Source organism: Ruegeria sp. B32 (assembly GCF_025141855.1).
Lineage (GTDB): Bacteria > Pseudomonadota > Alphaproteobacteria > Rhodobacterales > Rhodobacteraceae > Ruegeria > Ruegeria arenilitoris.
Map to the genome: position 1 here is coordinate 1,050,414 of NZ_CP081106.1, position 26,482 is coordinate 1,076,895.

A 26,482-nucleotide genomic window follows, 5' to 3' on the forward strand; every position below is an offset into this window, starting at 1 on the left:
GCGTTAAGTTCTTGTCTAAACTACTTTAACTCCACCCCTGCCATCTTGGAACCGATGTCGGAGAGAATGCCAATGTCCCGTGGCAGCCTAAGCCGAAGATCCTAAAAAATGGGGGATATTGATCTGTATTAAGGCGAAAGCGCGCCGCAGGTGGCACAATAGCTCATTAAGGAAATGAGGAGGAACTTTCGATGCCGACAAAGAAATCTAGCACAAATAGCCCGACCTCACTTGTGGATGTTTTCAAGCAAATGCAGCCGCCCATGTCTGGCAATCCAGCCTTCGGTGCCCAGATCGAACAATTTTGGGACGCACAAGAAAAAATGCTCGAAGAAACAGAGGCCTTTGCGCAGCATTGGTTCGAACGGCGTCATGAGGCGGTTCGGACGGCTCTACAAGCTGCACGCAAAGTGTCTTCTGCGAACCCGTCCGATCCATCGAAAGCCCTTCAGAGTATGACGGAGTGGCAGCGCCATTCGGCTGAGCGGTTGGTTGCTGACGCGCAGGAATGGTTCGAAACCGTGTCTCGTTGTGCATCTTATGTCGCTGAAACCGAAGCTGAAGCTGTTGAGAAAACAGTTGATGATGTCGTAGCCGCTACAAACAGCGCGGGGAAATCTTCAAAGTCTGAGCCTGTTTAGGGTTCGTGCCGCCGAAAAACCAAACTGAAATCATCGGAGCAGTAGATAGGAGGTCAAATGTACAAAAACATCCTGATCCCGGTTGCTCTGGACAAAGAACACGACACTCAAGCGTCGTTTAAGGCTGCGCGCCAATTGGCTGACGCCGACGCTGTTTTCACCGTTGTGCACGTCCAAGAACCTATTCCGGCATATGTGGGTTCTCAGATTCCAAGTGAAGTGCTTGCACATACGCGGCATGAGATATTGGAGAATCTGCATAACACTGCCTCTGAAATCTCAGACGCGAAGGTACAGCTCATCTCCGGGCATGCGGGTAGGGCAATTGTCGAATTCGCAAACCAGAGCGACGCCGATTGCATCGTCTTAGCTTCGCATAAGCCCGGATTCGAGGACATATTTCTAGGTTCCACTGCGAACAGAGTCGTGCATCATGCCAAGTGTTCGGTTCACGTAATTCGGTGATCCAAAGCTAGCGATGCGAGATCTCTGTGGGGTCTTGTCAGAAGAACTTGGGGTCTTGTCAGAAGAACTTGTCTTGAGGCAGGCAGGACGGTTGCGTAGCTTTTGCCCATGACCAAACCTGCCTCTTTCAAGTACTTCAAAACCAGTCCCGAGGTCATCCGCCTTGCGGTGATGCTGTACATCCGTTTCCCGCTCTCGCTTCGAAATGTCGAAGATCTGTTGCACGAGCGAGGCATCGACGTGAGCCACGAAACCGTCCGATATTGGTGGAACAGGTTTGGTCCAATGTTTGCAGCTGAGATCCGACGGAAGCGTGTGCAGCAGCTGCGCGCGTTCTCGAAATGGAAGTGGCACGTGGACGAGGTTTTCGTAAAGGTGAATGGCAAGCGACATTATCTGTGGCGTGCAGTAGATCACGAAGGTGAAGTGCTGGAAGCGGTTGTCACCAAGCGCCGAAACAAGGCTGCAGCACTAAAATTCCTCAGGAAATTGATGAAACGGCACGGTTGCGCCAAGGAGGTCGTCACAGATCGCTTCGCTTCCTACAAGGCTGCGCTCAGAGAAATAGGCGCGTTCGAAAAACAACAGACGGGCAGGTGGCTCAACAACCGCGCCGAGAATTCACACCTGCCGTTTCGACGACGCGAACGCGCGATGCAGCGTTTCAGGCGCATGCGAAGTCTACAGAAATTCGCCTCCGTCCATTCCTCCGTCTACAATCACTTCAACCAGGAAAGATCGCTAGCCAGTCGAGACACCTTCAAGCTGACCCGCGCCGCCGCTCTTAGCGAGTGGCGTCAGCTTTGTTCCGGATAGGTTCGCGGTTTCCGCGGCAAACTGAGACTGGTTCGAATTCGTCTGACAGCACCTGCGCGACGTTCAGGAAATCATGTTGTCTGCTGTAAACGACTGAATTGGGCTCGGTGCCATCGTTGTCTGCTGTTAGCATGATTGGCCGCACGCAGCCCGAAGCGGACCTTCGCAACCAAGCTTTGCTAACTCCGAAATACACAACGAAACGGCCAGTTGCAGAGGTTGTATCGGCGGTGGCAACCAACCATTCATGTCGTCGACTAACCTGTTCAACGTCGCACTACAACTTCTCCGAACTGATCCCACGAGGACCTAATCTTCGAAGCGTTCATTTGGCTCGACCACATTTACTTGCTTCGGAACTTGGTCGGTGTCATTCCGGTCTGACCTCGGAAAAAGCGAGTGAAATGGGACTTGTCAGAATAGCCGAGCATCAGTCCGATCTCTGCAATTGTCATCTGGTTTTGTTTGAGGTGCTCCTTGGCGACATCGATACGCAGCCGTTTGATTTCGCGCGGTAGCGTTGTGCCTTGTTTTTGAAGCGCTTTCAGAAACCGTTCCGGTTGTATTCCCAGCATTCCAGCCACCATCTCTGGTCCCAAATCGGTTTCATCCAGTTTGTCGCGTAAGACAGATCGCAAAGCTGCCACCACGGTTACTTCTTCATCTTGTCGAAGTGATGCTGTGGGCTTGGCAGAACCCTCAGAGACGTGGTGCAAAAACAACCATTCCACAGGAAAACTAATTTGCATTCCGGGATCAGTCCCAAGGCCAACCTCGATCCCTTTGTAGTCGATAGGCAGCCCATTGATGTATCTGCTTTCCCATCGCACACGGGAAGAGTCCCAGGACTCTCCGACGACGGTCTGCAATAGGCGTACATAGATTGCGGCACCAAAACCGGTCACCTGAATGGGTGGGACGGTTGGTTCCTGTTGCCTCTCGATACGATAAGTCGCTTTGTCTGCTTCAATGACAAGGCTGTGCCGCACAGAATTGGACTCCTGCGGCACGAGCTCAACAAAGCGGGTAAAAAACTCGAACAGCATTTTTGTAGATTGCAAGGCTTGAGCGAAGGGCGGCCATCCTTGTAGGTCAAACGCTTCCCCTACATTCAGTCCTAGGTATCGATCCCCTGATACTTCTGAGAAAGCATTTACCAAGCCGTAAACCAACTCGGAGTGAACGAACACGGATGGGTTAGTCATCAGTTCAGCTTTCAAGCCGACCTGATCCAATGCTGGTTGCGGATTGATCTTACGTTCGGTGAGATATTGCAGAAAGGGAGCGGCTAAAGAGAGGCGAACAAAGCCCTCGCTATGCTCTCGGGAGGTGGAGTTGAAAGGCAAGCTCATAACCCTTGTTGGATTAGCTTTAAGAAGTGGCCATTTTTGCAGTCACATTCGTACATCCTAATTCAAAAGGGGCAACCGAGCCAATGAATTCCAGACTATAGTTGGCAAAACATGAATATGAAGGGAGTACTTATGTCCGGCTTACGAATGTCTCTTTGCTCGACGGCAATTGTCGCGGCAGTTCTTTCTTTTTCGGCGACCGCGCAGGCTCAGGATCAAGAAGAACCCCAAACGCTGTTTACCAACGTGCATGTCTTCGACGGTGTGAATGAACAGCGGATCGAAAATGCAAGCGTTCTGGTTGATGGCAACCTTATCAAGGTCGTCTCAACTGATGCGATCGATGCCCCCAATGCGGAGGTGATCGATGGCGGCGGTAGGACACTCACACCGGGCTTCATTGAGCTTCACGCACACCTCATGCTCATGGGACCGTCTATCGCTTCCATGGAAACGAACTCGACCTGGGAGGATTTTGGCATCCATGGAACCAGGATGGCCGAGATGTACCTGATGCAAGGATTTACGACTGTAAGAGATGCTGGCGGCGCCAACGGCGGTCTGCGGAGGGCCATCGACGCCGGACAGATCGTCGGTCCACGTCACTATGCGTCAGGCGCGTTCCTCGGGACACGCGGCGGCCACGCTGACTTCGCATCCTTCACCTCGCCGCCGGGCGGACAGACCAACTTCGGTAATCTGAACATGGCGCAACAAGTCAGCGGTGTCGATGATGTCTACCTGTATGGTCGTAATAACATGCGCATGGGGGCGACACAGCTGAAATTCATGCAGTCGGGTGGGGTGATCTCGGCGTTTGACCCATGGCAGTTGCTCGCCGGCTCCAAGGAAGAAATCGAAGCTGCCGTTCAGGTTGCCAACGAATACGGCACCTATGTCATGGCGCATTCTTACCGCAAGGAAGCAATCATGAACGCCCTTGAGGCCGGTGTAATGTCCATTGAACACGGCTTCTCCTTCGATTGCGAGATTGCCGAGATTATGAACGAAAAAGGGGCTTACATAACGACTAACCTCACGGCTTTTGATCCGGGTTTGTTGGATATCCCATCGGTCAAGAACGAGCCCAAGAGCCTCGCGAAAGCGATATCGGCGTCCGCGACTTTCGCGAACTACATTCCGAATATGAAGGAATGCCCGGTAAAACGCGGCTTTCAGACCGATTGCGTGGGATCAGTGGAAGCATGCAACATCCAGATTGCTTATGAAAAACATCTCAATAACGAGTTCTTCGGACCGTACCAGTCGATGGTGACACTTACGTCAATCGGCGGTGAGGTCGTAGCTTTGTCAGGCGATTTTTCGAACCCTTACACGGCTGGCAAGCTCGGTGTGATCGAGGAAGGCGCCTATGCGGATATCCTGCTGATCGACGGTAATCCGCTCGAAGATTTCTCGGTGGTTGGTACGGGTGATCAATGGTTTGGGGCCGACCCGAGGCCTGAAAGCCCAGAAACAATCCGCCTGATCATGAAGGACGGTGTGATCTACAAAAACACACTGGATTGACCAGATAAGGCAGCCGGAGAGCATTCATGCGAAATTGGTTTTGCTCCGCAGTATTCGCAGGGTTGGTTTTGTGCGGTTATGATGCTGCGGCGACGCCTGGAACCGCGTTGGACTGGGCAGACCTGCTAGATCCGTCTGCGCAGGTCTTTGATGACCCCTATCGTGATCTCGGCCCTGAACAGTTCGACGATGTTCTTTTCGTTGTGCGTATACGCGGCAGGTTGCAGCAGGAGGTTGGCAGCGCCGAAGAACGGCAGAAATGGCAATTGCATTTAGCAGAGACCGAAGACGCCTTGGTGTCAGACGGAATTGACGTCGACTGGTTACTCGATCAGCGCGAGGTTGTGACTGAACGTCGAAGAAAGGCTGGAACGAGCGGAAACCCGCAATTCGACGGCCGAACAATCACACTCGCGGGCTTTGCCATTCCTGCTCCGAGCGATCCGGACGGCCGGCCTGTGGCGTATTTGGTGCCAGAAAGAGGGATGTGCAGCCACATGCCTCCACCTCCGCCTAACCAGATGATCCGTGTGCGGTTGAACGGGGACTGGGCGCCTAGCTATTTCCACGAACCCGTTCGGCTGACAGGCACGCTGACTATCGATCCTTCCGTTCATAATATGATGGTTGTGGATGGCCTCATGCCTATGAATGCGACTTTCCAGCTAGAGGCGGAACGTGTCGAAACTCTGGAAACCGAGGCAGACAGGTTGGAATGGAAGCAGCGTGCTGCTGATCGCATCCGCGCGGCAGGAAATCGCAAGACCGGTGGGGCACAGGCGTCAAAATGATAAGACTTCTGGTTGCCGCATTGAGCCTTGCATTTGCTGGCGCAGCGTCGGCTCAGGGACTATCCGGGCCATCTTCAGTCGAAGCCGATCTTGCGCCCGGAGACGGGCTCACCGATCCGCAATATCGTTCCGATTTTCCACGCAACATCGCACCGGGTTGGTTTCAGTGGAAAGACCGACTGGCTGAGGGTGGTTTTCGGTTCAACATTGACTATCTGGCATTGGGCCAAACCAAGGATGCTGATCTGGGAACCGGCGAAGCAGCCAGCGGAATTGCGCGGTTCTACGGCAGTTGGCAGGCAACTGAACGGGGGTCTCTGACATTCAAGATTGAAGACAGGCACAGTTATACTGACGTTGCTCCGCAATTTCTCGGGCTGGATGGCGGAGCCCTTTCAATCACGGGAACAGCCTTCAATGACAACGGTTTGCTTCTGACCAATTTGTTCTGGACCCAAAGGGCTGAGAATGGGTCGTGGGCGCTGCAAGTCGGCCAGATTGATGTAACGGACTTTGTGGATATCTACGGGTTGGTAAGCCCCTACAGTGGTTTTCAAAACCTGTCTTTCAATACCAACCCGACAATCAACACGCCCAACCAAGGCCTTGGTATTGCCGGTGGGGTAAAGCTGAGCGAGAACCTCTACGCCGTTGCCAGCGTATCAGACGCAAACGCCGACCCGTCCGATCCAAACTTTGATGTGTTTAGCGACGGCAATCTCTTCAAGTCGCTCGAACTTGGGTACACGTCCGGCTTTGATCGCATCTACTTCGACAATATCCATCTGACCCTCTGGCATGCGGATGCGGCTGACGATGGCAGTCGAGCAGAAGATTACGGCGCAGCGTTTTCCGCCGCATGGTTTGTTGACAATAAATGGATGCCGTTCTTCCGTGCAGGGGCCTCGAAGGGAACCGCAGCGCTCTATGAACGGTCGATTTCTGCCGGTCTCGGTTACTATGGTCGCAACACCGATTTGGCCGGTCTGGGCCTAAACTGGGCCGAAGCAAGAGGCATAGATGGCGATCAGTTCACGCTTGAAGCTTTCTACCGCTTTTCAATCTCACCCGGACTGCAGATCACGCCATCGGTACAATTCATTTCCGACCCGCTTCTAAATCCCGATCAGGACCGGATTACCCTGTTCGGTCTAAGAACCCGGATCGTTTTCTAATGCGGGGTGAAGGCAGTCACTAAGGGGTGTGCCAAAGGGCAACTAAGAGAGATCAAGCGCGTGCCGGAATTTTCAACGCCGGTCGAATGAAGTTGGGAAGCAAAGGAACAATCTATGAAGATTGCATACGGAATTCTTGCAGCCTTAGCAGTTGTGTTTTTCATCCTTGGAGGCAGCGATGCCCATGCCAAAGACAACAAGGGTAAAAAGCCGAACAAGGGGGGCAAGAACGGTGATGTCAGCATTCAGATAGAAGACAAACCCGGCAAAGGCCCAAAAGCTGTACCACCTGGACAGATCAAGCGCTACACGCGCGGTGCCAAGCTCCCATCTGACCTGGAGTTCGAGGATATTGGGGACCTTTCCAAATGGAAGCTTGGGGAGCCGGGCAAAGGAAACCGCTACATTCTGGTCGATGACGAAGTCCTCGAAGTTACGAATGACCTGTCTACCGTGGTCGATGCCGTCGGCATCGTCGGTGATCTTCTAAATTAGGCGAAAGTACGATGTTTCAGGGCAAGAACTACCTCGTTTGCCCTGACGCTGGCCGGGGCGATCATTTGTGAACCCCGGCCCAAGTTCAAAACCCGGATCCGAGGCGCTACGATGATAAAGGCCCTTCTTGTTCTTTTTGCGTTTGCTACCTTTTCGTCAGCACGCGCCCTACTCGCTCAGGAAAACGGTGCAACTGAAGTCCCGCAAACAATACGCTTTGAGGGCTATGTATAGCCCAGTCGCGAAGCAGAACTGTCGCCTTTGGTGGACAATGTGGTCAACCGGACTTTGCAAAGTCTGCTTTCTGCGCATCGCTGACCTTAAAGCGCGTTGAAGCATTTTGTATTTTGGGCTCCCTGCAGCCATCCGAACCGAGCCCGCCGAGCGACCGCTTCTGGCAGCGAATGTCAAGGTTTCCTGCTATCCCGATGACAGGGCTGAAGTTTCTGAGCGGTTCCAATGGCTGCTTTTGAGCCGTCATCCAAGCTTGAGCCGCTGCGCCGCCGCAAGGCGGCTACGAGCCCACTTTGACCGATGCTGCGCGATCCCCCAATTACAGCAATGCGCAGGATAGGGACCATTGCATAGTTTGAGGACGGCCCAAACCTGCCGTTGGTCGCGCTTCAGGGTTTCTGCAGTCGCAGCCCGCATTGCGGACATTCGCTGCGAGTGCCTGTTAGGGAAGTCGGCAAACCCGACGAAGCTACCGTTCGTATCGCCTAATCCAAGGTCCGCAATCTTGGCTTCAGGCTATCCCTGTCGCCACGTGTCGGTCGTGGCTCCATTGTCGGGGTGACTGGCCATACATCCGTTTGAACTCGCGGCTGAACTGGGAGAAGCTTTGGTAACCCACATCCCAGGCGGCCTCCGAAACGGTCTTTCCCTCGGCGATTTTCATCGCGGCTTTGTTCAGCCGCATCGATTTCACGAACTGGATCGGCGACATTGTCGTGGCTTCCTTGAAACGCCGATGGAAGACCGCGCGGCTCATGCCCACCCGATCGGCCAAATCGTCGATGGTGACCTGCTTGTTCAGGTGGTTTGCAAGATAGGCGATGGTGCGCGCGATTTCGTTGCCGACGCCAAAGGCACGTCTTGCGGCGGTGCCGGCCTCGCCCATGAGCACCGCGTAGCACAGTTCGCGCAACCGCCCGCACACGAGCCTCGACGGGCTCACCCCGCGGGAGTATCACCAATGGTCAGAAGAGGACCAAACCCTGAACAGAGCTAACCAATAAAAGCGGACTCCAAGGGGAGCAGGTCAGACCAATTCAGATGGGGAGGCTCACAGGCCCGATAAGGGCAACGCGAGACAAAGTTGGTATTCGCTGTTGGTCCAGCTCCAAATCTTTACAACGTCAGACCGGTGCCAGTTAATTTCTTTCGGAGGCTTGTTTGGCAACTTGGTCACCTGCAGTTTCAAATACTACCAGCCCTAGCGGTGCTGCCACGGCGACGAAGGAAAGTTCCTTGACTCTATCGCTGCCACGAACCACAAAAGTGTATTGGTGAAAGTATCTCGTCGCCGCGATGCTGCCGGTTACGATAAACCAATGGCCTTCAGACTAACTGTAGCATGTGCCCCAGCATAGGAACGGGTTTCGCTGGGGTCTTCGCTATGAGCTCGTTCCTCGCAAGCATTTGCAACTGTCACCGGACATGCACCTGTCATCGCGTGACCAAGGAAAGAAGGCGCCGCATGAACAGCACTTGGCACATGAATTGCGTGTTTGATGCCCGATAGATCAGGTCTCTGGCTCCGTTTGGATCAGTCACTCATTGGGTTTACGCGCTGCATACTTTGTTTGATCTCGACACTTTTGGTGTCGCTCTCAGGAACGCAGCTTGCTGCCCAAGTCGCAGGCAATGCCAGTGCAACGGTTTGTGACGAAGGTTTCGAAAACAGAAACGGATCCTGCCAAAGTCCAGACGTACCCCAAAACGCATATTTAACGGGTAGCTCCTATGGCCGCGGGTGGGAATGCAATCACGGTTTTCAGAATGTCGGAGAACTCTGTGAGAAAATAAGAGTTCCTGAAAATGCCTACCTGGCATCAACCGGAGATCAGTGGACGTGCAATCGGCTGTTCCAGCGTGCCGGAGAAGAGTGTGAAGAAGTGATTTCGCCCCAAAATGGGTACGTCGAAACTCGGTTTGGCGTGCAGGAAATACACTGCAACTGGGGATTTCGTAAAGAAAACCAGGATTGTGTTGCAATAGATGTCCCAAAAAACGGTCGTCTGAGCGACAAAAGAAGCTCGGATGGATGGGTGTGCCTCAGAGGTTACAGGGCGGCGGAGAGCAGCTGTGAACCAGTGGCAATTCCACAGGATGCATATCTCGCCCCTGAGACTTTTTCCGGATGGAAGTGCGAACGTGGTTTTCGCGCAAACCGGAACAGGTGCGATAAGATTCAAGTTCCTTCCAACGCTCATTTGAACCGAAGAGGTGACGGTTGGGAATGTAATCGTCCATTCACAAGACAGAACGATACGTGCACGGAAAATGTGCCATAACAATGCGTTGGTGGAAACCTATGCCGCATGAGAAATCAGGAAGGACAAAGCCGTGAACAATGACTCGATTGATGAAAACCTGGGCAAAAGCATCAAGGCTGAAAAGGCGCGTCGCCGGTCCAATGGGATAAAGATATCTATTGCATCGGCGGTGTTTGTCGCAGCGATAGTTGTAGTGGTGTTTCTCTGATGCGCAAAAATACCCCTCAAATTACCCTTTCCGGTTCAAAGATGTCAGCTCGAGGTCTGGAACAACGAGCATTTCAGGACCGCAGTGTTCGTAAGTCGCGGAACGCTGACGTATCAGGAGTGATTGAGGAAGAGTTTGGAAAGTACTTGATCAAGGCCGGCGTTCTGAGCGGCGATAGTGTTGCACGGGCATTTCCCAAACCGCCGGCCAAAACGCAGACAATGATTGCCGATGCAGTTGGAGAAACACCAGCATTGGCTATAGAAGCCTTAAAAGAAATTCTCGAAGAACGAGACAGGAAGCGTAGCGGTCAACGCCGTTTGGAGGGAAACTCCGGAACCCTCGTTCCCAGTGAAAGAGAATATGCCGAGGCATTGCGCCAGATCAGGCTCACCCCGGCGCAGGTCAGGTTGCTGAAAGCACTTACAATCGCGGGCAAGGACGGTCTGACCATTGGTAACTTGTCTCAGGCGGCCGGTTACAAATCGCGCGAAGCCTCTATCAAGGTCTTCAAGAAAATCGGGCTATTGATTGCGGAATATCTGGAGCTGGATCTTCCCGAAGCCGGATCGGCACAGAATGATGGAGCCGCACAGGTTCTGGCATTTTCTCACATCGAAAGTGACGACGAGCCCGCAACTTGGATTATGCATCAGGAACTGCGCGGCGCTGTTCGTTCGGTTCTATGACGCACGTTCCAGCCCCCGCTTTTGAAGTGAGCTCTAAATCGGAACACATGCACGAAAGGTTGGTCACGTAGCTTATGTTGGAGAAACGACCATATCCGCTCGACCTGATTTATGTACCTGTGAAACGGGCAAAAACGCTTGATCAACAAAAAGTTCTGACGCTGGCCGAAGATATTTTGAAAAACGGCCAGAAGACCCCGATCCAGATACGCTCGGACAACAAGAGATTCGTGCTGATTGAAGGCCTTCACCGGTTAGAGGCCATTCGTGCCTTGGGCGGTGACACCGTCGAAGCCTATCTGGTACGCGCCAGGCTACACTAAATGCCTATTGGAATTGGCGTTCGACAAAGCCTCGGAAAATGTCAGCAGGCGCTGGCTTTTTTCGTCCCAAAGATGCAATCGTGCACAGTGAAGGCTCTCATATAGAGTAATACGTTGGCAATTTTCCAACTCGGAATGGTCCCGCAAAACTTCGTTTAGCCGATAAAACGGTATGCGGCTGGCAAGGTGGTGAACATGGTGAACGCCAATATTTGCAGAGAACCAAAGCAGGATGCCTGGTAAGGCATAATGAGAACTTCCATAGAATGCGGCGTCCTGAAGGTTCCACTCTTCTTCCCGTTCCCATGTCGTGTGTTCAAACTGGTGTTGAATATAGAAAAGCCAGATACCAATCGAGGCGGCGACGATCATGGTTGGCAGGAATACATAAACCAGCACATCCAGGCCTCCGGTCCAAAAAATCAGGGCCAGGACCACCGCAATCGCGGCGTTTGTTCCCATTGCGCTTGCCCAATACAGCCAGCCTGACCGCATGAAACCAAAGGGTAAGCGATTTTGCAGAAAGAACGTGTAGACAGGCACGATACAGAACAGGAAGAAGGGGTTCCGGATTAACCTGTAAGCGGCACGACCGGCCCGCTTGCGCTTCAGGTATTCCTCTACAGTCAACGTAGGGATATCGCCCATCCCGCGCCGATCGAGGTTGCCGGTTGAGGCGTGGTGAATCGCGTGGCTTTGCCGCCAGACGTCATAAGGTGTGAGGGCGAGAACACCCAAGACCCGGCCTGTCCAATTGCAAACGGTACGGTTTTTAAAAAATGATCCGTGACCACAATCATGCATGATGATGAAGAGACGCACCAGAAATGCAGCGTTAAGGATTGCCAGTGGAATAGCGACCCAGACACCAAGGGAAAGCGCAAACCACGCTGCGCCCCATAGTGCGAAAAAAGGGATAACAGTAATTGTCAGTTCAAAAACACTACGCTTGTTATCGGGTACGCGGTATTGAACGAGCGCCCGGGTCAATTCCTGCTTTTGCAACTGACTTTTTCTCCAACGGCTCTTGGGAACCCTCTGAACAAACGGGCACCCCAGAAGGATGCCCGTAGCAGGCTATGCGAGTGCCAGGTTGGAAGCGCTTTCGCGTCCGTCACGGCCAGCTTCGACGTCGAAGGTAACCTTCTGGCCGTCCTTCAATTCGCTAATGCCGGAACGCTCAAGTGCGGAAATATGCACGAACACGTCGCGCTTCCCATCTTCAGGCTCGATAAAGCCAAAACCTTTGGTTGAGTTGAACCATTTTACTGTGCCATTTGCCATGGTGGAAGTCTCCTAATGCTTGTCGCCCGCATCATTGCAGCGACTCGGCGTGGTCTGTCTGAATCGAGGGACTGAACGCCGAATTGAGGAGACAGCAGGTCGAAAAAGAAAAACGTAAGCCACGTATATATGGACTTTGGATACGCACGATACAAGCCCTGATGCTTTGGCTAACAACAGAGGCTTTGAGACTGCCGGGCTCGAAACTGTTCAAACGAACCGAACCACCTCTGACCGCCGATGCCGTCGAATGGGAAACCCTGAAATGGGTCGACTGGTTCAACAACCGCCGCCTGCTGCAGACCATCGGAAACATCCCGCCAGCAGAAGCCGAGGAGAAGTTCTATGAACAGCGTAACGAGTTCGATAAAGTCGCCTGAAACGGAGTAATCAGCCTCCGGAAAACCCGGGGCGGTTCAAGTGTCTATCTTGACCCTCGGCAAATCTCTCAGGCCAGATTGTTCTTGTGCGCTTTGCCGTTCTTCATAATCACATCGAAATTGTCCGCAGAGGCCATGACCGTAAGGTCGGCAATCGGGTCTCCGTCCACGAGCAGAATATCTGCGTAGGCTCCGGGTTGGATGACACCGACTGGACCAGCCTGGTAGGGATTACGCGGGCCGGTCAAGTCCCAAAGCTGACCATTCAGACCTGTTGCCTGCCGCAAAATCTCGGCGTTGCTGAACCATGGCGTCCTGAGCTGCAATTCCTCCAACTGCGTTGCTTTCGTTTGCCTCGATCCGACAAAGTCTGTTCCGAGTGCAATCTTAGCGCCGGACTCTCGCGCTAATCGAAGCATGGCGTCGAGACCATCAAACGCCATCTTTTGGCGTTCTGCCTGGGCGGGCGTGAACCCTGCCGGAATGTCTGCTGCAAAAAAGCCAACCTGGGTTGAAAGCCAGACCCCTTTTTCCACGGCCAACTCCATCGACTCAGGCGTCATGAGGTTGCAGTGTTCAATACATTGGTAACCTGCCTCAATGGCGGCCCGAACCGATGTGTCCATGTATGCGTGCGAGGTCGCGTAAGTGTTCCAACGTTTGGCCTCCTCTACTGCCGCTTCGAGTTCTGCCGGCGAATACTCGTTGATATCCAATGGGTCGTAGAGGCCAGTAACGGCGCCGCCTGAAAAGACTTTGATGAAGTGCGCACCCTGCCGGAACTGCTCGCGTGCAGCCGCCAGAACTTCAGGAACCCCGTCTGCGAAAAGTGTGATCCCAAGCCGCTCCGCTTCTGTGAACGGCGGCCCGCCGAAGGCTCTCGGACGCACGGATCGCGGCCGAAGATCGCCATGACCGGCGGTCATTGAAATCGCAGCGTTTGACGCCTGAATGCGCGGACCGGGGTGGAGGCCCTCGTCTATGGCGCGCGCCAAACCGAGAATGCCGCCACCAGTATCACGGACACTGGTAAAGCCACGCATCAGGGTGGCTTCACTTTCGCTCAATGCCAATGCAGCAATGTAATCTGGACGTGCTGTCAGGAAACCAGCTGGGTCCTGGTTCCACTGCAGGTGTACATGCATGTCGAGGAGCCCCGGCATCAGGGTCCGCCCATCCCCATCGATGCGCGGCACCTCTTGCGCGGCATCGGCAGCGGGTGAGACATCTTTGATCATTTCCCCTTCGACAAGGACGTTCGTGAGTTCGGTCAATTCATCGGACATCCCGTCATAGACACGCACGTTCGTGAAGAGTGTGGCATCTGGGGCTTGAGCACGAACTCGCGCCGGGACCAGCGCCAGCGCAGTGGTCGATGCGAGACCGGATAAAAATGCACGTTTGGAGATCATATCTTAACCCTCAAGATGGCGAAGAAGTTATTGAAGGCCACCTCAGGCTCGCCTGTAAAACCATCTGGTAAACCTGATGAAGAGGGTGACGTAAGGTATAGATTTTTTAGGGCGTAAAACTGAAGGTAATCCCACGTAGCAAGAACACCGGCTTTGGGTTCAAAGCAGCCATGCGGCGCTGAGGCGGGCCGCGTGACCACCTTGGTGGAGCCTCCTGACGCCTCCGGCCCAGAGCGGACTTTTAAGTAGCGCGCCGAGAATGGCGGCTTCGAAAGCCACAGCGAACAAGCAAGCTGCCCAACCCGGACGATGTGCGCCGCTACTCGGTGTGTCACACCGCACGGATCTCGAGTTACTCGCGACCGACGTCGCGCCTACCTTGGTGGCGAGTGTGTGAAAGGCACTGCGGGTATTGAACGAAACGGGCGTTGCGTTGTTCGAACGTTGGCTTTGGCAACTGGCAAGAAGGTCAGACGGGCCTTAACGTGGCGCAACACGTCAGACACCGAGACTACGGACCAGAAATGAAATCCGAGATTCCAAAACACAGCGCAATCTGGGGACAGATCATTGTCGGTGAGTTGAAGAAAACAGGCCTTTCCGAGCGGGATATCCGAAAGGAGTTCGGGATAACCAGATCTCAACTCGAAGACCCGGATGCTCGCTGGTCCTTCGACAAGACTGCCTGGTTGTTTGAAAAGGCGAGCGCTTTGACCAGGGACGACCTTGTCGGATACCGCCTGGCACAGTCGCCGGACCTGGTCAGGAAGGCCGGGTTGCTCGCCTATGTCGGCGTTTCGGCACCTACCGTTGGCGGTTACCTTCGAAACATCACCCGTTTTCAGCGCGTGATCGGTGACGCGAGCAAGACGGCCATGGAAGAAGGCCCGGAAACCACCCGGCTGACCTGGCACTACGATGTGCCAGCAAGCATTCCGACCGGGCAATATGCCGAGTTTGGAGCCGTTGGCACGGTCTTCGCCCTGCGGGACTACTCCAATCGGCAAATCCGTCCGACGCATGTTCGGTTCGCGCATCAGCGGCTGACCGGCACCGAGGCCCTCGACAGGTTCTTTGGCTGCAATGTCCTGTTTGGTGCCGCGGAGAACAGCATTGCCTTCAAGGCGGCTGATATGGATGTGCCGCTGTTGACGGCCGACGACAACTTGCAGCGGACGCTTTCGGTCATTTGCGAGAACACGCTGGCTCGGATGCCGCAGACACCCAACAGTGTGGCCCGGGTTGTTGAGAGGCAGATCACGGCGCGTCTTGCAGCCGGCACGGCCCAGCAGGACGCAATTGCGGCGGAACTTGGGATGAGCGCCCGAACGCTGGCCCGCCGACTGACCGACGAGGGCACGAGCTTCGCAGCGGTCGTCGCCAATCTGCGAAAGGCTCTGGCCCGGGACTATCTGCTCAACAGCACGCTTCCGCTCACCGAGATCGCCTATCTTCTCGGATATAGCGACGCCAGTACCTTCAGCACGGCATTCCGAAGATGGTACGGACAGCCCCCCAGCGACTTCAGGGAGCAGCCAGCAACAGAAGCGCCCCTGGCATAGGGCGAACGATCTGAGTAGAGGCCGGACTGCTCGGATCATAGGCCCGCACTTTCACGTTTCTCCGTCTTCCTGAACCACCCTGACGCAACAAACCCGGCAGGCATGAGGCCTAACGGGTTTGAAGCAGATGCCGGATCTCTCCAGCGTCGGTTGGAAGGGGTAAACCGTTCCGGTTGTCTCGTTGCGGGATCAGCGCTTGTGCTTGTTGCCACCCTTCTTGCGATCGTCCTTGCGATCTTGACGATCCCGGTCTTCGGCGATCTTGCCACCGAGCGCACCGGCGGCTGCGCCGAGGGCCAGGCCGTCCTTGGCGTCGCCGCCGGTGATTTCGGTCAGCACGGCGCCGGCCACAGCGCCCTTGAGGGCTTTCTCACCGATGTCACCGGCATTGGCGGCCATCGGGGCAGCGAGGGCGAGTGAGGCGGCAAGGGCGGCGAATACGGTGTTCTTGAGGGTGTTTGTCATCGGTTCCAACCTTTCTGACGGTGGCGACCTCCGTGGCCGCCTTCTGTGGAAAGATCTAAGCGAACCGCCATGCCCCCGCTTGAGAGCATCCGACAGCTTCATTGGAATGGCTGACATTGCAGAGCAACAAGCCAAATTCGACGGTTGTTCTGCCGTCAAGACTTTCGCCTGACGCAATGCCAATCATCCAAGGGGTCGCCTCCTTGGCCGCGATGGCTGCATGGGCCGTTCCGGCGCAGGCACGACACTCCCAACCAGACGGCATTCTATCCGCCGCTACTCAGGTCAAAGATTGATCCGCAGCCTCAAGCCGAAAACGGTCGTGTCCTGATCGTTGAAGCCCGGGTTGATCATGTGCTGGACGTCCGCCGTCAGGGCGACATTGTCCGACAGGTCCAACCGATAGAAGGCCTCCATTGTGGTCTGGGTGTCGAGCGTTTCATCTACCGGGTCCGCAACGGTCGCGCCAAACCCAAAGAGGTCGTCATAGAGGCCCGGCCGCCATAGAAGTCCAGCGTTGGCTGCGCGTCGGGCGATCGGCGCCTCACCCTCCGACCAGCCGAGGCGTCCGTAGATCATGAATTCCTCGTTGATCGTGTGGTTGGCAGACAGGATCGCCCCGTAGCTCTCCGGCACGCCTGCCTCGGTGCGTTCATCGACGTGAAATACCCCGAGGTGAACGTTGGTTAGAAAGCGCTTCGAGCGTTCGGGCGTCCATCCGATCTCGGCGTATTTGTAGAACTCGGGGCCACCGGGAAACCACTCGACATCGGTCAGCGAGCCGTTTGCATCCGACAGGACACCGAGGGCATAGATCTGTTCGGTCAGGAAACCGCCCCCCGCAATGCCGAAGCCGGGATCGGGGATCGGCAGGACCGGGCTGAACAGGATCGAGAAATTGGAGAAAGTCGTGCGTGGGTTCACGTAGCCGAGGATGTCCGAGTAGTCTCCCGGATCGATCCGGCCGGCCACGAAACCGGCCTTCCCGCCAGCGAGCGTCTGGGACCAGTAGGCGACGGAGAGGGTCGTGTCGGTGTCACTGAATGTCGTTGCGGTGACGCCCGCATAGCCGATTTCCCCGGCAAGCCCGCTTGGCGCGATGTCCGTGCCGAGCAGATGGCGGTTCTCCAATGTGAAGACCAATTGCCCGGGATTTTCGCCGCCGCGATTGAGCAGCGTCCACTGGCCCAGAATGCGCGCCTGGCCCAAGGCGGCCTCGTCGATATCGGTCAGGCTCTCGGTCGCGGACTGGTAATAGGCCTGGTAGTCGAAGGAGAGGTTCAGGCCGGTGCGTTCGGCAAAGCGTTGCCGCGATGCCTCCAAGGGGTCCAATGCCGCATCCAGCCCCGGCCAGCGAGAGTCCTGCAACCGCCGCACTCGGTCTTGTTCCAGTTGGGCCTGCGTGGATGCCGGGCCACCGAGCGAGACCGCTGCGGCGGCCTCCAGGGCGGACGTTGGCCGGCTTTCCTGCGCCAAGGCTCCGGTTGATAACCAGAAGCCAGCGACGATGACCGTACCGAGAAGCCTTGCCTGTCCCATATGAGGTCTCTCTTGTTGCTCTTGATTCTTCTTCGGCCCGCTCATGCAAGTATCGCCAGTACGACATCCCGGCCCGTCCAGAGGACGAAGGCCGAAAGCGTAGCCGTGATCATGGCAGGCACACCGTCTTTCCAAGTGTCCCAGATCAGATGACAACCGATTGCGCCAAGCGACGTGCCCAGAAGGGCAGCGGCCCCGAGCGGCCCGAGCAAGCTGCCTTGAAACCAGATCGCCACCGCCCCGAAAAGCTCGACACCACCGACAAGCGCCATGATCTGACGGTTCAGCCCGTATTTGACGAACATCGCCAGTTGCGTTTCGAAGATGAGCTTCTGCCAGCCAAGGATCTTGATCGAACTGGCGAAGAGAAAGAAGGCGGACAGCAGGCCAATGGCAACTATTTGCATAATACGACTCCGCCGACACACACAGGGCTGAAGTTCATTTGATGTTCCCTTCTGGATCGTCCCGAGTGTGCAGTCCGGTTACTTGAGATCGTCCTGCGCCTTGATCTCCGGCACACGGGCGAGGGCTTCGGCCATGTCGGCGCTGCTCATCAACTCGATCATCTGGTAATCCTCCAGCAACCCGTCACCGAGACGGCTGACATAGAAGGCCTGGATGAAGGTGGGGTCGTCCGGCAGGGCGACGGTGATGTAGTTCTTCCCGTTCCCAAGCCCCCAATAGTAGCTCAAAAGCTCGCCGCCGAGCGCCTCGATCCCACCCTTCACCGAGGCCGCGCGGTCCCCGGGATTGGCGATCTGCATCTCCCAGGCGGCGCTGTTGGATGCGCCGATAAACAGGAAGGTGCGCATGTCTTTTGTGTCCTGCGCCGCTGCAACTGTCGCAGAGACGCAAAGGGCTGTCGAAAGAAGGATCCTGTTCATCTTGCCACCCGGAATTGCTTCGATGTTGTGGTCAGTACAGCATGGCTGCCCTGACCGTTCTTGTGGGTTCAATGCCCCGGAGCTCCGGGAATGGAGTGTTCCAGCTCGGCAGGGCGGAGCGGGAACTCGGAATGCTCATCCTCTGGCGTTTCGATGTCGGCGTGCCAGGTGAATTCCTTGTCCCCGAGGTCCAGATCGATCTCGCCCCCTTCGATGACCGGGTAACGGATCGGCTGCCCGGGCCGCAGGTCGATATTAGCGACACCGTCGTCGATAATGACCTGCCCGCTCACCAGAACGTAGGGGATTCCCTTGGTGAAGGAGCCGTTCATGCCCTTCTTCATCGATGATGTTTCGGTGATCGTGTCGGGGTCGAAGATCGTGATATCCGCGATCATGCCTTCCTGCATCCGGCCGCGTTCCTGCATCGCCTTCAGGCCCACCTTGGAAAAGTACTTCGCGGGAATGTAGGAGGCGTTGTTCACCATCTCCATCAGCGCGATGCCCTGTTCACGGGCCTCGCGGAACACGATGCCATAGGTGCCGGCATTGCGCGGGTGCCCCCCGTACTCCGTGAAATCGGCCTCGATCGGCAGCGGTTCGCCATCGACGGTGAAGCCGACGATGTCGTTGGCGATCGCAATATCCTTCATGTGGATCCAGCGCTCCAGGTCTGCTTCGGGGCGGACTGTGATGAAAATCGGCTTGCTCGGATCCTCCTTCTGCTGCCGGAAGAACTCCTCGTCGGACTCGTAGAGTTCGCCGGTGCTGGTATCGAAGATATCGCGGGTCGGAACGATATTGTTCGCCTCGATCTTGTCCGGCAGCAGTTGCGGTGTCGCGATGTTCGGATTGCCGGTGATGGCCGGGTAGTATTCCGCGAAGATGGTCATTCCGCGCATTTGCAGGCGGCGCGCAAGCTCGTAGATTTCTTCCCACCCCTGGTTCTGGATGTGGGAAAGGATCAGGGCCCCGTCGAGCGCAACGGCGTTTGCGATCACCTCGTTTGCGCCCAGGGAATAGTAGAGCGGCAGGCTCTCGGTCGGACCGAAACGGGTATGGGCGCCAAAGAAGCGGTCATACTTCTTCGCCATTTTCTGAAGCGCGAAAATCTCCTTCGGATAGGTGTTGTATCCCATGTATCCCACCGTCGTGTTGACGGTGATCGCCCCGGCGCGAAGACCCTTTTCATACATGGTCATGACTTCGACGAGCTGATCCGCAGTCGGAATATCCAGCGCCCAGCTGGCATGTCCGTCTTCTTCCTCGGCTGCACCGCGTGACTTGAGGATGTAGGTCGGATCGGATGCCAGCTCGACTGAAACCCCATCCATCACGACACGCCGGATCTCCTCGTGCCCCATCCCGGAACCGAAGTTGAGAAAGGAATTGCCCTCGTACTTGTCGTAGAACAGGTCGGCATCCGCCACGCCGCTCTCGGTATCGAGGATCGTCGTCGTGCCATCATGGGCCATCATCTTCTGATCGAAGCCGCCAAAGGAATGCTAATGGGTGTTGATGAATCCCGGCGCGACTACATGCCCGGAAACGTCGATCTCGCGCTTGCCCGTCAAGGCATCTTCGGTGATCGCGGTGATCCTGTCGCCGGTCACGCAGACATTGCGCACGGCATCAAGATTGGTTTCCGGGTCCATGACACGGCCGTTGAGAAGCGCGACGTCGCACTCCTGAGCAACCGCCATCGAACTGCAGAGGGCCATGAGAGTGGCAAGAGTGAGGTGTTTCACGGTCAATCCTTCCGGGATGATTGCGTCGGGCAAAAAAACGCGGGGCGGACGAGGGAGACCGCCCCGCGCTCTCCTCAGTCCAGCGTGTTCTTGTAGATCACGCCGTCCTTCATGATGACCTTCAGGTTGGGATCAGGATCGGCCAGAAGAAGGATGTCTTCGAGCGGGTTGCCATCGACCAGCAGGAGATCCGCGTAAGCGCCTTCCTCGACCACGCCGAGCGGGCCGTCTTGATACGGATTGTTCAAGCCCGTAAGCCGGTTCATGCGGGCGCCGTTCGATGTGGCCATGCGCAGAATGTCGAAGGGTTTGAACTTGGCCTCGTGCAGGTATTTGAACTCGTCGTTCATCTTCTTGTCCTGCTCAAGCGTCTGGTCCCAGTTGTTGATGAGATCGGTGCCCAGAGTGTAGAGGTCGATCATGCCCGGTGTCGTCTGGATCACCTCGATCATGTTGGCGGCGGCGTCACGGACACTCTTCCATTTGGCGAACGAGGCTGGCGTGTAGAAGGCTTCCGCCTGTTCGGTCGTCACCGAGTAGACCGGGGCTACCGCCGTCGCGAACATGATCTGCTTTTCGACCATGATCTCGGCGGCCTCCTTGGTCAGGAACGGGATGTGCTCAACGGTCTTTGCACCGTTGTCGATACAGTTGCGGATCGCCTGCTCGGTGAACACGTGGCAGGTGACGTAGGTGCCCCATTGCTCGGCGGTCTTGACCGCCATCTGGATCTCGTCCGCCTGGTACTGAAGCGAATGCAGCGGGTCGAACTCGGACGTGACCCCACCGCTGACCATGACCTTGATCTGGGTTGCCCCGCGCCGCAGGTTCTCGCGCACCGCCATGCGGATCTGCTCCGGGCCATCCGCGATGAAGCTCATGTCCGTGTCGACCCAATGCGATGGGCCTTGCCCCGACAGGGTTGGATGCCGGTCGTTCAGCTTGCGGAAATCGGCATGGCCCGATGTCTGCGTGATGAAGGCCTCCGAGGAATAGATCCTCGGGCCGGGGAACATACCGGTATCGATGATCCGCGCGATGGACTTTGCCGGTCCGCCGAGGTCACGAACCGTCGTGAACCCGTTCATCAGGATGCGCTCGGACCGGATCGTTGCAACGCCACCAAGATGGAAGGGCGTGATGTTCTGGCGCAACCCGTCACTGAGCGGGTTGAACACCAGCAAATGCACGTGCTGGTCATGCATCCCCGGCATGAGCGTGCGCCCGCCGCCGTCAATCATGGTTGCGTTGGGCGCTTCGATCCCGTCCGTCGAAATTTCCTTGATCAGGTTGCCTTCGACCAGAACGCTGGCGTTTTCGATCCGCGCCTCGTTCACGCCGTCAAAAACATGGACATTGGTGAACAGGGTCTGCGGCAGCGCTTCGTCCTGCGCAGAGGACATGCCGGCAGCGAGCGACACCACGCCCGCCAGTAATGTGGACTTGAAAAGATGCTTCATAAGTTTGCCCTTCCGCAATGTTGACGGCGGGGCCAGCGCCCCGCCGAAAGTTCAGTTCAACGTGTTCTTGTAGAACTTGCCGTCCTTCATGATGACGCGAATGCTCGGCACGTCCTGCCCGCGTGGCTCGGCATCGAACCATGTATCGACAGCGCCGATGGCAGTGATGTCTTCGAGCGGGTTTCCGTCAACGATGAGGATATCGGCATAGGCACCTTCCTCGATCACGCCGAGCTTGCCTTCGGGATAGGGGTTTCCGCGTCCCGTCAGTGCGGCCAGTTCGCCGCCATTCGAGGTCATCATCTGCAAGGCCCAGAGGTTGCCGAACTCACGCGCCATGAAAGCCTTGGTGAAGTCCATCGACTGCCGGTACGGCACACCGGTCAGCAGCACGTAGTCGGAATCGAACACCATCTTCGGCTTGTACTTCCGCACCAGATCAAACAACTGCTCGCTGTTTTTCCGCAACCAGAGGAACTTCGCCGTCGGCGGGAAGGTCGGGTCCTGGTGCATCGGATGCTCAAGCGCCTCGGGCGCCAACGCGGTCAGGTTGGGCGAGAAGAACGCTTCCTTCTCTACCAGCTTCTGCATCGTCGGTTCCGTTATGGTCAGGCCGTGATCCACCACTTTGACCCCGAGATCGAGCGCGCGCGACAGGTCGCTATCCATGAAGACATGCATGGCGACATAGGAATCCATGTCCCCGGCCACCTCGACGGCAGCGGCGATTTCTTCGTCTGTAAAGGCGGACTGGTAGATCGGGTCCTTGATGGAGGTCACACCACCACTGACCATGATCTTGAGGTAGTTGGCCCCAAGCGCAAAGTTCCGCCGCGCGCCGTGGAGCACTTCGGCAGGGCCGTCGACAAGCCGCGTGATCTCCAGCCGTTCAAGATTGCTTTCGTTCTTGCGTTGCCCGGCGATCCCCCAGTCGCCATGACCACCGGTCTGGCTGAGGCAGGCGCCGGACGAGTATATCCGCGGGCCCGGAAGCGAACCCTCGTCGATTACCGCACGAAGTCCACCATGTGCACCGCACATGTCGCGCACGGTTGTGAAGCCCATCGCCAGCATTTCCTGCGCAAAGGCCGCAGAACGTGCGCCGATCTCCTCCCATGTCGTGTCCTGAAGGCCCGGGATCGTGCCATCCTTGTACATATTCACATGCACATGGCTGTCGATCAGTCCCGGCATCAAGGTGCGTCCGCCGCCGTCGATCACATTGACCTCGACCTCTTTGGTCTCGATACCGCGTTCGGTCTGGATGGTGAAAGAATAGCCGTCGATACCGCCAACAGGATCGGGCAGGCGCTTGCTTCCGCCCGTTCGAACTTCGACTTCCCACGTGCCGGATTCGGGAATGTCCTCTGCAATCTTGTGAATCTTGTTCTTGACGACGAGCACGTCGACATCTTTCAAGCCGTCATTCACCCCGTCGAAGACCATCACGTTCTTGAACAGCGTGACCTCCGAGGGAATGTTGGGGATATCCTGCGCAATGGCAGGCGTCGTGAGCGCAATTGCCATTGACATGGCCGGCAGCAACGCCTTCAGGTTGAGTGTTGTCATTCGGTGTCCTCCCAGGGGTCGGTCTTCCTGCGGACCGATCCTCCCACTATGCACATGTGCCCCGAGATTCTTTTGACCCGCTGATCCCGTGGTGCATTTTTCTGACCCGATCCGGTCAATTTCAGCCAATTTCTGCTTGGCCGTCAGGCGCCCGCGCCCGTAGCGTGTCGGAGAGCGAAAGGGTGATGTGGATGCCGCAAGGAGAACAAAAGGACGGTTTGTCCCTCGTACGTGCTACGGTCCTCGGCCCCGTCGTAGCGATGATGCGGCGGCTCGATGCGGATCCGGCCTTTGCGCTCGGGCTGCATGGATTGAGCGAGGAACAGGTCCTGAACCCGGCCGAGTTCATCCCGCATGACACGGTCTATGCGGCGCTGGCCTCCATCGCCGACATCACCCGGCCGGATATCTGCGCCTTGGCGGGACAACAGACAGACCTGTTGAAGTTCCTGCCGCGTGGGGCGCTCCTCGGCCAGTCGGTGACCCTTGGCGATTTCTTCACCCGGTTCACCCAGATCGTCTCGAAGGAAAGCAACGCGGTGTCCTTCCGGCTCCTGATCGAGGAGGAACACGCCTACTTCACCACCAGTCGCAATTTCGAACCCGAGGTGTCGCCGGGCCATTCGGACGCCTTTCTCGTCGGGATCTGGATCTCCCTGCTGCACCGTGTTCTCGATTTCCGATGGGATCCAACCCAGGTTGTTCTGCGCCTCTGCGATCCGACCCTGCTGCCGGAGCAGTTTCATGGCGTGCGGGGCATCAAGTGCAACAACAGGGGATTCTCCATCCGCTTTCCGGCGGCCTGGCTGTCGCTTCCAATCAACCCCGAACTCCTCGTGAACCACGACAATGATATCGAAGAACCGGTTCAGGTCGATGTGCCCCTGGACTACCTCGAAGGCTTCGAAATTCTCGTGCGATCAAGGCTGTCCGATCCGGCGCTGACGGTGAGCGAGGCCGCCCGGATGTGCAGCATCACCACCAAGGTGCTGAACAAGCGCTTGTCCTCCTACGGAACAACGGCGTCCAAGGTGATCAACCGGCTGCGGATGGAAAAGGCCTCCGAACTGCTCACCACATCTGATCATTCGATCAAGGAGATCGCCCAATTGGTCGGCTTGTCCGAAACATCGGCACTCACCCGAGCCTTCACGCGGAACTTCGGCATATCCCCGAAAGATTGGCGCAATAAGGAGGCACAAGAGGCCCAAATTGCCGGAGCGCCTGCAGATTAGCCTGACCCCGCTGCGACTTCTCGACTACCGCAATCTCTTGGAACCTCGGTCGCCAATGGTAATGCCGAAGAGATGCATGAACCGGCGAGCCCTTCGCGGGGAGCAATCGATGGGAAAGGAGACCTCCATGCTATCCGCAGCGAACTCCCGCTTGCCGCCCAACGTGCTGATCAAGCATGACCGCTTTGGGCTGATTGCCTCCATCGTTCTCGGCAATGGGAGCGGCGGATTTGTCCGCAATGCAGTCATTGAGCGTAGGTGAGCGAACGTCTGCCTCGAGCCCAAAGCGGACTGAAATGTGCTCGCCAAAATGAATTGCGGCGATAGACATTCTCTTGAGCGGTCTAACCCATCACTATATGCATTCACCGCCATCGATAACCAGGGCTTGCCCCGTCATAAAAGCGGATTCATCTGAAGCTAAATAGACAATCCCATGGCCAATCTCTTCAACTGTCGCCCATCGACTCATGGGGATCGCCTGCTCGATGTAGCTTTCCAGTTTGGCACGGCCTCCCATCTGCTTTTCGAAGCCTGCATTGAAAGGGGTGTCTACAAATCCTGGACATAGGGCATTGAAACGGATTGCATGGACAGCGTAGTCGGCTGCCATCTGACGAACCATCGCAACAGCAGCGTGCTTTGTAGTCGCATAGGCGATCATACCCCGGTCATATTGAACCCCAGAATTGGAGGCCGTGACGATCACGCTGCCTCCACCTTGTGATTTCATATGGGCGACGGCTGCACGCGCGGCAATGAAGTGAGCGCGGACATTCAATGCCCAAGAAGCATCCATTCCATCTGGTTCCACTTCTTCCAGCGTTCCTTCGATCTGCAACCCAGCGTGAGAGTGCAACACGTCAAGCCGACCGAAGTTTTTAACTGCTTCGTCTATGGTTCTGGTAAGGGCATCGTCATCGGTCACATCAAGCTGTATGGCAGATGCTTGATTTCCCTGCGCTACGATCGCGGCCACAGTGGCTTCAGCAAGTGTTGCATCGCGATCGGTTACCACAACATGCGCACCCTCTTGTGCCATTGCCATTGAACCCGCCCGACCAATTCCTGATCCCGCGCCCGTCACGAGCGCGACCTTACCTGCAAGCCGCATGTCACTTGGCTCCTTTATTTAATTATTCGATTTTGAGGCGCCTCGGCGCAAAAGCAGCTGCGCTGCTACGAGCAACAAGAGCGACGCGCCCATAACCATAGTGCCGATGGCATTGATCTCGGGTGTTACGCCGCGCCGGATGGATGAGAATATGTAGATTGGCAGGGTTGTTTCTGAGCCAGCTACGAAGAACGCGATGATGAAATCATCAAATGAGAAAGTGAAGCTGAGCAGGAAGCCTGCCAAAATTGCCGGTGCTATCAACGGCAGGGTCACCTGTCGAAAGGTGCCCCAGGGCGTCGCAAAGAGGTCAGCCGAAGCTTCCATGAGCGCGCGGTCCATACCCGATAGCCTTGCACGTACGATGATTATGACCAGCGCCATTGTGAACATGGTGTGGGCGGCGACAAGCGTGGGCATCCCCATGGAAAGTTGCGGGGGATTTGCTCCATCGGGCCATAGGCTTGCAAGAAGCGGGTTTAGCCAGCCGAATACGGTGACCAGGGCAATGAGTGTCGCGATGCCGATGACGATACCGGGTATCATTATCGCAATATAAATCATCGCATCAAACAAAGTTCGGAGCCATCCCTTAACCCCTTGTAAAGCGATGGCCGCCATGGTTCCGAGAGTGGATGCGAGGCAAGCAGTTATTAATGCCGCAAGCAGACTGGTCTCGAGCGCGTCCATTACAAATGGGTTGTTCAGCGCTCTACCATACCATTGGGTCGAGAACCCCATGAACTGGCTTGCGTGTCGTCCGGCATTAAAGCTGAAAAGCGCGATGATGCCGATTGGAATATAGAGAAAAAGGTAGACGCAAATCGCGTATAAGCGCATCGGA

28 protein-coding genes and 1 pseudogene are annotated in these 26,482 nt (G+C 56.1%); 14 read left to right on the plus strand and 15 right to left on the minus strand.

Annotated features, from left to right (window positions below; genetic code table 11):
• The first annotated feature begins 191 nt into the window (after positions 1-191).
• From K3752_RS05445 to K3752_RS05455, 3 genes are all read left to right on the plus strand, one after another.
• Entirely contained in the window at positions 192-641 is a 450-nt protein-coding gene (locus tag K3752_RS05445; protein WP_170343047.1) for a phasin family protein, read from the plus strand.
• Positions 642-698: 57 nt separating this feature from the next.
• On the plus strand, positions 699-1,106 hold the full coding sequence (locus K3752_RS05450; RefSeq protein WP_093964967.1) for a universal stress protein: 408 nt from the start codon (positions 699-701) through the stop codon (positions 1,104-1,106).
• Positions 1,107-1,214: 108 nt separating this feature from the next.
• Positions 1,215-1,922: an IS6 family transposase gene (locus K3752_RS05455; protein WP_010442732.1), complete on the plus strand. Its 708-nt coding sequence runs from the start codon at positions 1,215-1,217 to the stop codon at positions 1,920-1,922.
• Positions 1,923-2,266: 344 nt separating this feature from the next.
• Here the strand turns inward: K3752_RS05455 and K3752_RS05460 are convergent, their stop codons facing one another.
• Positions 2,267-3,274, minus strand: a complete 1,008-nt coding sequence (locus tag K3752_RS05460) for an AraC family transcriptional regulator (RefSeq protein ID WP_260065405.1) — start codon at positions 3,272-3,274, stop codon at positions 2,267-2,269.
• Between the two features lie 111 nt (positions 3,275-3,385).
• Here K3752_RS05460 and K3752_RS05465 point away from each other — a divergent pair, with 111 nt between their 5' ends.
• The 4 genes from K3752_RS05465 (at position 3,386) to K3752_RS05480 (ending at position 7,265) form a co-directional block, all read left to right on the plus strand.
• The gene (locus K3752_RS05465; RefSeq protein WP_260065407.1) at positions 3,386-4,804 is read left to right on the plus strand and encodes an amidohydrolase family protein; all 1,419 of its coding nucleotides are present in this window, start codon (positions 3,386-3,388) and stop codon (positions 4,802-4,804) included.
• Positions 4,805-4,830: 26 nt separating this feature from the next.
• Positions 4,831-5,595 carry a DUF3299 domain-containing protein gene (locus tag K3752_RS05470; protein ID WP_170372891.1) on the plus strand — a complete coding sequence of 255 codons (765 nt, stop codon included), beginning with the start codon at positions 4,831-4,833 and terminating at the stop codon, positions 5,593-5,595.
• On the plus strand, positions 5,592-6,770 hold the full coding sequence (locus K3752_RS05475) for a carbohydrate porin (RefSeq protein WP_260065410.1): 1,179 nt from the start codon (positions 5,592-5,594) through the stop codon (positions 6,768-6,770). The genes K3752_RS05470 and K3752_RS05475 overlap by 4 nt, the downstream gene beginning before the upstream one ends.
• A 114-nt stretch (positions 6,771-6,884) precedes the next feature.
• Complete coding sequence (locus K3752_RS05480) at positions 6,885-7,265, plus strand: hypothetical protein (protein WP_170337130.1); 381 nt, start codon at positions 6,885-6,887, stop codon at positions 7,263-7,265.
• 745 nt (positions 7,266-8,010) lie between these two features.
• Here K3752_RS05480 and K3752_RS05485 read toward each other — a convergent pair.
• Positions 8,011-8,385, minus strand: coding sequence for a helix-turn-helix domain-containing protein (locus K3752_RS05485; RefSeq protein ID WP_254429037.1), 375 nt, complete (start codon positions 8,383-8,385; stop codon positions 8,011-8,013).
• A 1,448-nt stretch (positions 8,386-9,833) separates the two neighbouring features.
• Here K3752_RS05485 and K3752_RS05490 point away from each other — a divergent pair.
• From K3752_RS05490 to K3752_RS05500, 3 genes are all read left to right on the plus strand, one after another.
• Complete coding sequence (locus K3752_RS05490; protein ID WP_170337404.1) at positions 9,834-9,971, plus strand: hypothetical protein; 138 nt, start codon at positions 9,834-9,836, stop codon at positions 9,969-9,971.
• Positions 9,971-10,660 carry a hypothetical protein gene (locus K3752_RS05495; protein WP_260065413.1) on the plus strand — a complete coding sequence of 230 codons (690 nt, stop codon included), beginning with the start codon at positions 9,971-9,973 and terminating at the stop codon, positions 10,658-10,660. The genes K3752_RS05490 and K3752_RS05495 overlap by 1 nt, the downstream gene beginning before the upstream one ends.
• A 74-nt stretch (positions 10,661-10,734) precedes the next feature.
• Complete coding sequence (locus K3752_RS05500) at positions 10,735-10,983, plus strand: ParB N-terminal domain-containing protein (RefSeq protein ID WP_039524390.1); 249 nt, start codon at positions 10,735-10,737, stop codon at positions 10,981-10,983.
• Here the strand turns inward: K3752_RS05500 and K3752_RS05505 are convergent.
• Together K3752_RS05505 and K3752_RS05510 are read right to left on the minus strand one after the other, a co-directional pair.
• On the minus strand, positions 10,975-11,988 hold the full coding sequence (locus K3752_RS05505; protein ID WP_260065418.1) for a fatty acid desaturase: 1,014 nt from the start codon (positions 11,986-11,988) through the stop codon (positions 10,975-10,977). The genes K3752_RS05500 and K3752_RS05505 overlap by 9 nt on opposite strands.
• Before the next feature lie 72 nt (positions 11,989-12,060).
• A complete protein-coding gene (locus tag K3752_RS05510; protein ID WP_170357379.1) occupies positions 12,061-12,267 on the minus strand; it encodes a cold-shock protein in 207 nt (68 codons plus the stop codon).
• Between the two features lie 239 nt (positions 12,268-12,506).
• On the opposite strand from K3752_RS05510, the pseudogene K3752_RS05515 reads away from it, so the two are divergent.
• Positions 12,507-12,647: pseudogene (locus tag K3752_RS05515) on the plus strand (IS3 family transposase); the annotation flags it as partial.
• A gap of 68 nt (positions 12,648-12,715) precedes the next feature.
• Here the strand turns inward: K3752_RS05515 and K3752_RS05520 are convergent.
• Positions 12,716-14,059 (minus strand): amidohydrolase family protein, encoded by a 1,344-nt coding sequence (locus K3752_RS05520; RefSeq protein WP_222458113.1) that lies wholly within the window; start codon positions 14,057-14,059, stop codon positions 12,716-12,718.
• Positions 14,060-14,583: 524 nt separating this feature from the next.
• Here K3752_RS05520 and K3752_RS05525 point away from each other — a divergent pair.
• Positions 14,584-15,621, plus strand: coding sequence for an AraC family transcriptional regulator (locus tag K3752_RS05525; protein WP_170342831.1), 1,038 nt, complete (start codon positions 14,584-14,586; stop codon positions 15,619-15,621).
• 189 nt (positions 15,622-15,810) lie between these two features.
• Here the strand turns inward: K3752_RS05525 and K3752_RS05530 are convergent, their stop codons facing one another.
• The 8 genes from K3752_RS05530 to K3752_RS05565 all read right to left on the minus strand — a co-directional run bounded on the left by K3752_RS05530 (position 15,811) and on the right by K3752_RS05565 (position 23,289).
• A complete protein-coding gene (locus K3752_RS05530; RefSeq protein ID WP_170343544.1) occupies positions 15,811-16,086 on the minus strand; it encodes a glycine zipper domain-containing protein in 276 nt (91 codons plus the stop codon).
• 285 nt (positions 16,087-16,371) lie between these two features.
• Positions 16,372-17,625, minus strand: coding sequence for a carbohydrate porin (locus K3752_RS05535; protein WP_260065423.1), 1,254 nt, complete (start codon positions 17,623-17,625; stop codon positions 16,372-16,374).
• A gap of 41 nt (positions 17,626-17,666) precedes the next feature.
• A complete protein-coding gene (locus K3752_RS05540; RefSeq protein ID WP_170342826.1) occupies positions 17,667-18,032 on the minus strand; it encodes a DoxX family protein in 366 nt (121 codons plus the stop codon).
• A gap of 78 nt (positions 18,033-18,110) precedes the next feature.
• Positions 18,111-18,440, minus strand: a complete 330-nt coding sequence (locus K3752_RS05545) for a hypothetical protein (protein WP_170357382.1) — start codon at positions 18,438-18,440, stop codon at positions 18,111-18,113.
• Positions 18,441-18,580: 140 nt separating this feature from the next.
• A complete protein-coding gene (locus tag K3752_RS05550) occupies positions 18,581-19,987 on the minus strand; it encodes a hypothetical protein (RefSeq protein ID WP_260065426.1) in 1,407 nt (468 codons plus the stop codon).
• A 30-nt stretch (positions 19,988-20,017) separates the two neighbouring features.
• Positions 20,018-20,260: a hypothetical protein gene (locus tag K3752_RS05555; protein ID WP_260065428.1), complete on the minus strand. Its 243-nt coding sequence runs from the start codon at positions 20,258-20,260 to the stop codon at positions 20,018-20,020.
• 74 nt (positions 20,261-20,334) lie between these two features.
• Entirely contained in the window at positions 20,335-21,720 is a 1,386-nt protein-coding gene (locus K3752_RS05560) for an amidohydrolase family protein (RefSeq protein WP_170342821.1), read from the minus strand.
• A 51-nt stretch (positions 21,721-21,771) separates the two neighbouring features.
• Positions 21,772-23,289, minus strand: coding sequence for an amidohydrolase family protein (locus K3752_RS05565; protein WP_170343540.1), 1,518 nt, complete (start codon positions 23,287-23,289; stop codon positions 21,772-21,774).
• A gap of 191 nt (positions 23,290-23,480) precedes the next feature.
• Here K3752_RS05565 and K3752_RS05570 point away from each other — a divergent pair, with 191 nt between their 5' ends.
• Both K3752_RS05570 and K3752_RS05575 read left to right on the plus strand, forming a co-directional pair.
• Positions 23,481-24,524: an AraC family transcriptional regulator gene (locus tag K3752_RS05570; protein ID WP_170357385.1), complete on the plus strand. Its 1,044-nt coding sequence runs from the start codon at positions 23,481-23,483 to the stop codon at positions 24,522-24,524.
• A 109-nt stretch (positions 24,525-24,633) separates the two neighbouring features.
• Positions 24,634-24,786, plus strand: a complete 153-nt coding sequence (locus K3752_RS05575; protein WP_170408147.1) for a hypothetical protein — start codon at positions 24,634-24,636, stop codon at positions 24,784-24,786.
• 93 nt (positions 24,787-24,879) lie between these two features.
• Here the strand turns inward: K3752_RS05575 and K3752_RS05580 are convergent, their stop codons facing one another.
• Both K3752_RS05580 and K3752_RS05585 read right to left on the minus strand, forming a co-directional pair.
• Positions 24,880-25,638, minus strand: a complete 759-nt coding sequence (locus tag K3752_RS05580) for an SDR family NAD(P)-dependent oxidoreductase (protein WP_170343551.1) — start codon at positions 25,636-25,638, stop codon at positions 24,880-24,882.
• Between the two features lie 18 nt (positions 25,639-25,656).
• The gene (locus K3752_RS05585) at positions 25,657-26,478 is read right to left on the minus strand and encodes an ABC transporter permease (protein WP_093962200.1); all 822 of its coding nucleotides are present in this window, start codon (positions 26,476-26,478) and stop codon (positions 25,657-25,659) included.
• Positions 26,479-26,482: the final 4 nt, after the last annotated feature.

What these genes read in the sequence shown, in the direction of transcription:
- K3752_RS05445 (WP_170343047.1), top strand. Translation starts at nt 192, where the DNA reads ATGCCGACAAAGAAATCTAGCACAAATAGCCCGACCTCACTTGTGGAT.
- K3752_RS05450 (WP_093964967.1), top strand. Translation starts at nt 699, where the DNA reads ATGTACAAAAACATCCTGATCCCGGTTGCTCTGGACAAAGAACACGAC.
- K3752_RS05455 (WP_010442732.1), top strand. Translation starts at nt 1,215, where the DNA reads ATGACCAAACCTGCCTCTTTCAAGTACTTCAAAACCAGTCCCGAGGTC.
- K3752_RS05460 (WP_260065405.1), bottom strand. Translation starts at nt 3,274, where the DNA reads ATGAGCTTGCCTTTCAACTCCACCTCCCGAGAGCATAGCGAGGGCTTT.
- K3752_RS05465 (WP_260065407.1), top strand. Translation starts at nt 3,386, where the DNA reads ATGAATATGAAGGGAGTACTTATGTCCGGCTTACGAATGTCTCTTTGC.
- K3752_RS05470 (WP_170372891.1), top strand. Translation starts at nt 4,831, where the DNA reads ATGCGAAATTGGTTTTGCTCCGCAGTATTCGCAGGGTTGGTTTTGTGC.
- K3752_RS05475 (WP_260065410.1), top strand. Translation starts at nt 5,592, where the DNA reads ATGATAAGACTTCTGGTTGCCGCATTGAGCCTTGCATTTGCTGGCGCA.
- K3752_RS05480 (WP_170337130.1), top strand. Translation starts at nt 6,885, where the DNA reads ATGAAGATTGCATACGGAATTCTTGCAGCCTTAGCAGTTGTGTTTTTC.
- K3752_RS05485 (WP_254429037.1), bottom strand. Translation starts at nt 8,385, where the DNA reads ATGGGCGAGGCCGGCACCGCCGCAAGACGTGCCTTTGGCGTCGGCAAC.
- K3752_RS05495 (WP_260065413.1), top strand. Translation starts at nt 9,971, where the DNA reads ATGCGCAAAAATACCCCTCAAATTACCCTTTCCGGTTCAAAGATGTCA.
- K3752_RS05500 (WP_039524390.1), top strand. Translation starts at nt 10,735, where the DNA reads ATGTTGGAGAAACGACCATATCCGCTCGACCTGATTTATGTACCTGTG.
- K3752_RS05510 (WP_170357379.1), bottom strand. Translation starts at nt 12,267, where the DNA reads ATGGCAAATGGCACAGTAAAATGGTTCAACTCAACCAAAGGTTTTGGC.
- K3752_RS05520 (WP_222458113.1), bottom strand. Translation starts at nt 14,059, where the DNA reads ATGATCTCCAAACGTGCATTTTTATCCGGTCTCGCATCGACCACTGCG.
- K3752_RS05525 (WP_170342831.1), top strand. Translation starts at nt 14,584, where the DNA reads ATGAAATCCGAGATTCCAAAACACAGCGCAATCTGGGGACAGATCATT.
- K3752_RS05530 (WP_170343544.1), bottom strand. Translation starts at nt 16,086, where the DNA reads ATGACAAACACCCTCAAGAACACCGTATTCGCCGCCCTTGCCGCCTCA.
- K3752_RS05535 (WP_260065423.1), bottom strand. Translation starts at nt 17,625, where the DNA reads ATGGGACAGGCAAGGCTTCTCGGTACGGTCATCGTCGCTGGCTTCTGG.
- K3752_RS05540 (WP_170342826.1), bottom strand. Translation starts at nt 18,032, where the DNA reads ATGCAAATAGTTGCCATTGGCCTGCTGTCCGCCTTCTTTCTCTTCGCC.
- K3752_RS05545 (WP_170357382.1), bottom strand. Translation starts at nt 18,440, where the DNA reads ATGCGCACCTTCCTGTTTATCGGCGCATCCAACAGCGCCGCCTGGGAG.
- K3752_RS05550 (WP_260065426.1), bottom strand. Translation starts at nt 19,987, where the DNA reads ATGGCCCATGATGGCACGACGACGATCCTCGATACCGAGAGCGGCGTG.
- K3752_RS05560 (WP_170342821.1), bottom strand. Translation starts at nt 21,720, where the DNA reads ATGAAGCATCTTTTCAAGTCCACATTACTGGCGGGCGTGGTGTCGCTC.
- K3752_RS05565 (WP_170343540.1), bottom strand. Translation starts at nt 23,289, where the DNA reads ATGACAACACTCAACCTGAAGGCGTTGCTGCCGGCCATGTCAATGGCA.
- K3752_RS05570 (WP_170357385.1), top strand. Translation starts at nt 23,481, where the DNA reads ATGCCGCAAGGAGAACAAAAGGACGGTTTGTCCCTCGTACGTGCTACG.
- K3752_RS05575 (WP_170408147.1), top strand. Translation starts at nt 24,634, where the DNA reads ATGGGAAAGGAGACCTCCATGCTATCCGCAGCGAACTCCCGCTTGCCG.
- K3752_RS05580 (WP_170343551.1), bottom strand. Translation starts at nt 25,638, where the DNA reads ATGCGGCTTGCAGGTAAGGTCGCGCTCGTGACGGGCGCGGGATCAGGA.
- K3752_RS05585 (WP_093962200.1), bottom strand. Translation starts at nt 26,478, where the DNA reads ATGCGCTTATACGCGATTTGCGTCTACCTTTTTCTCTATATTCCAATC.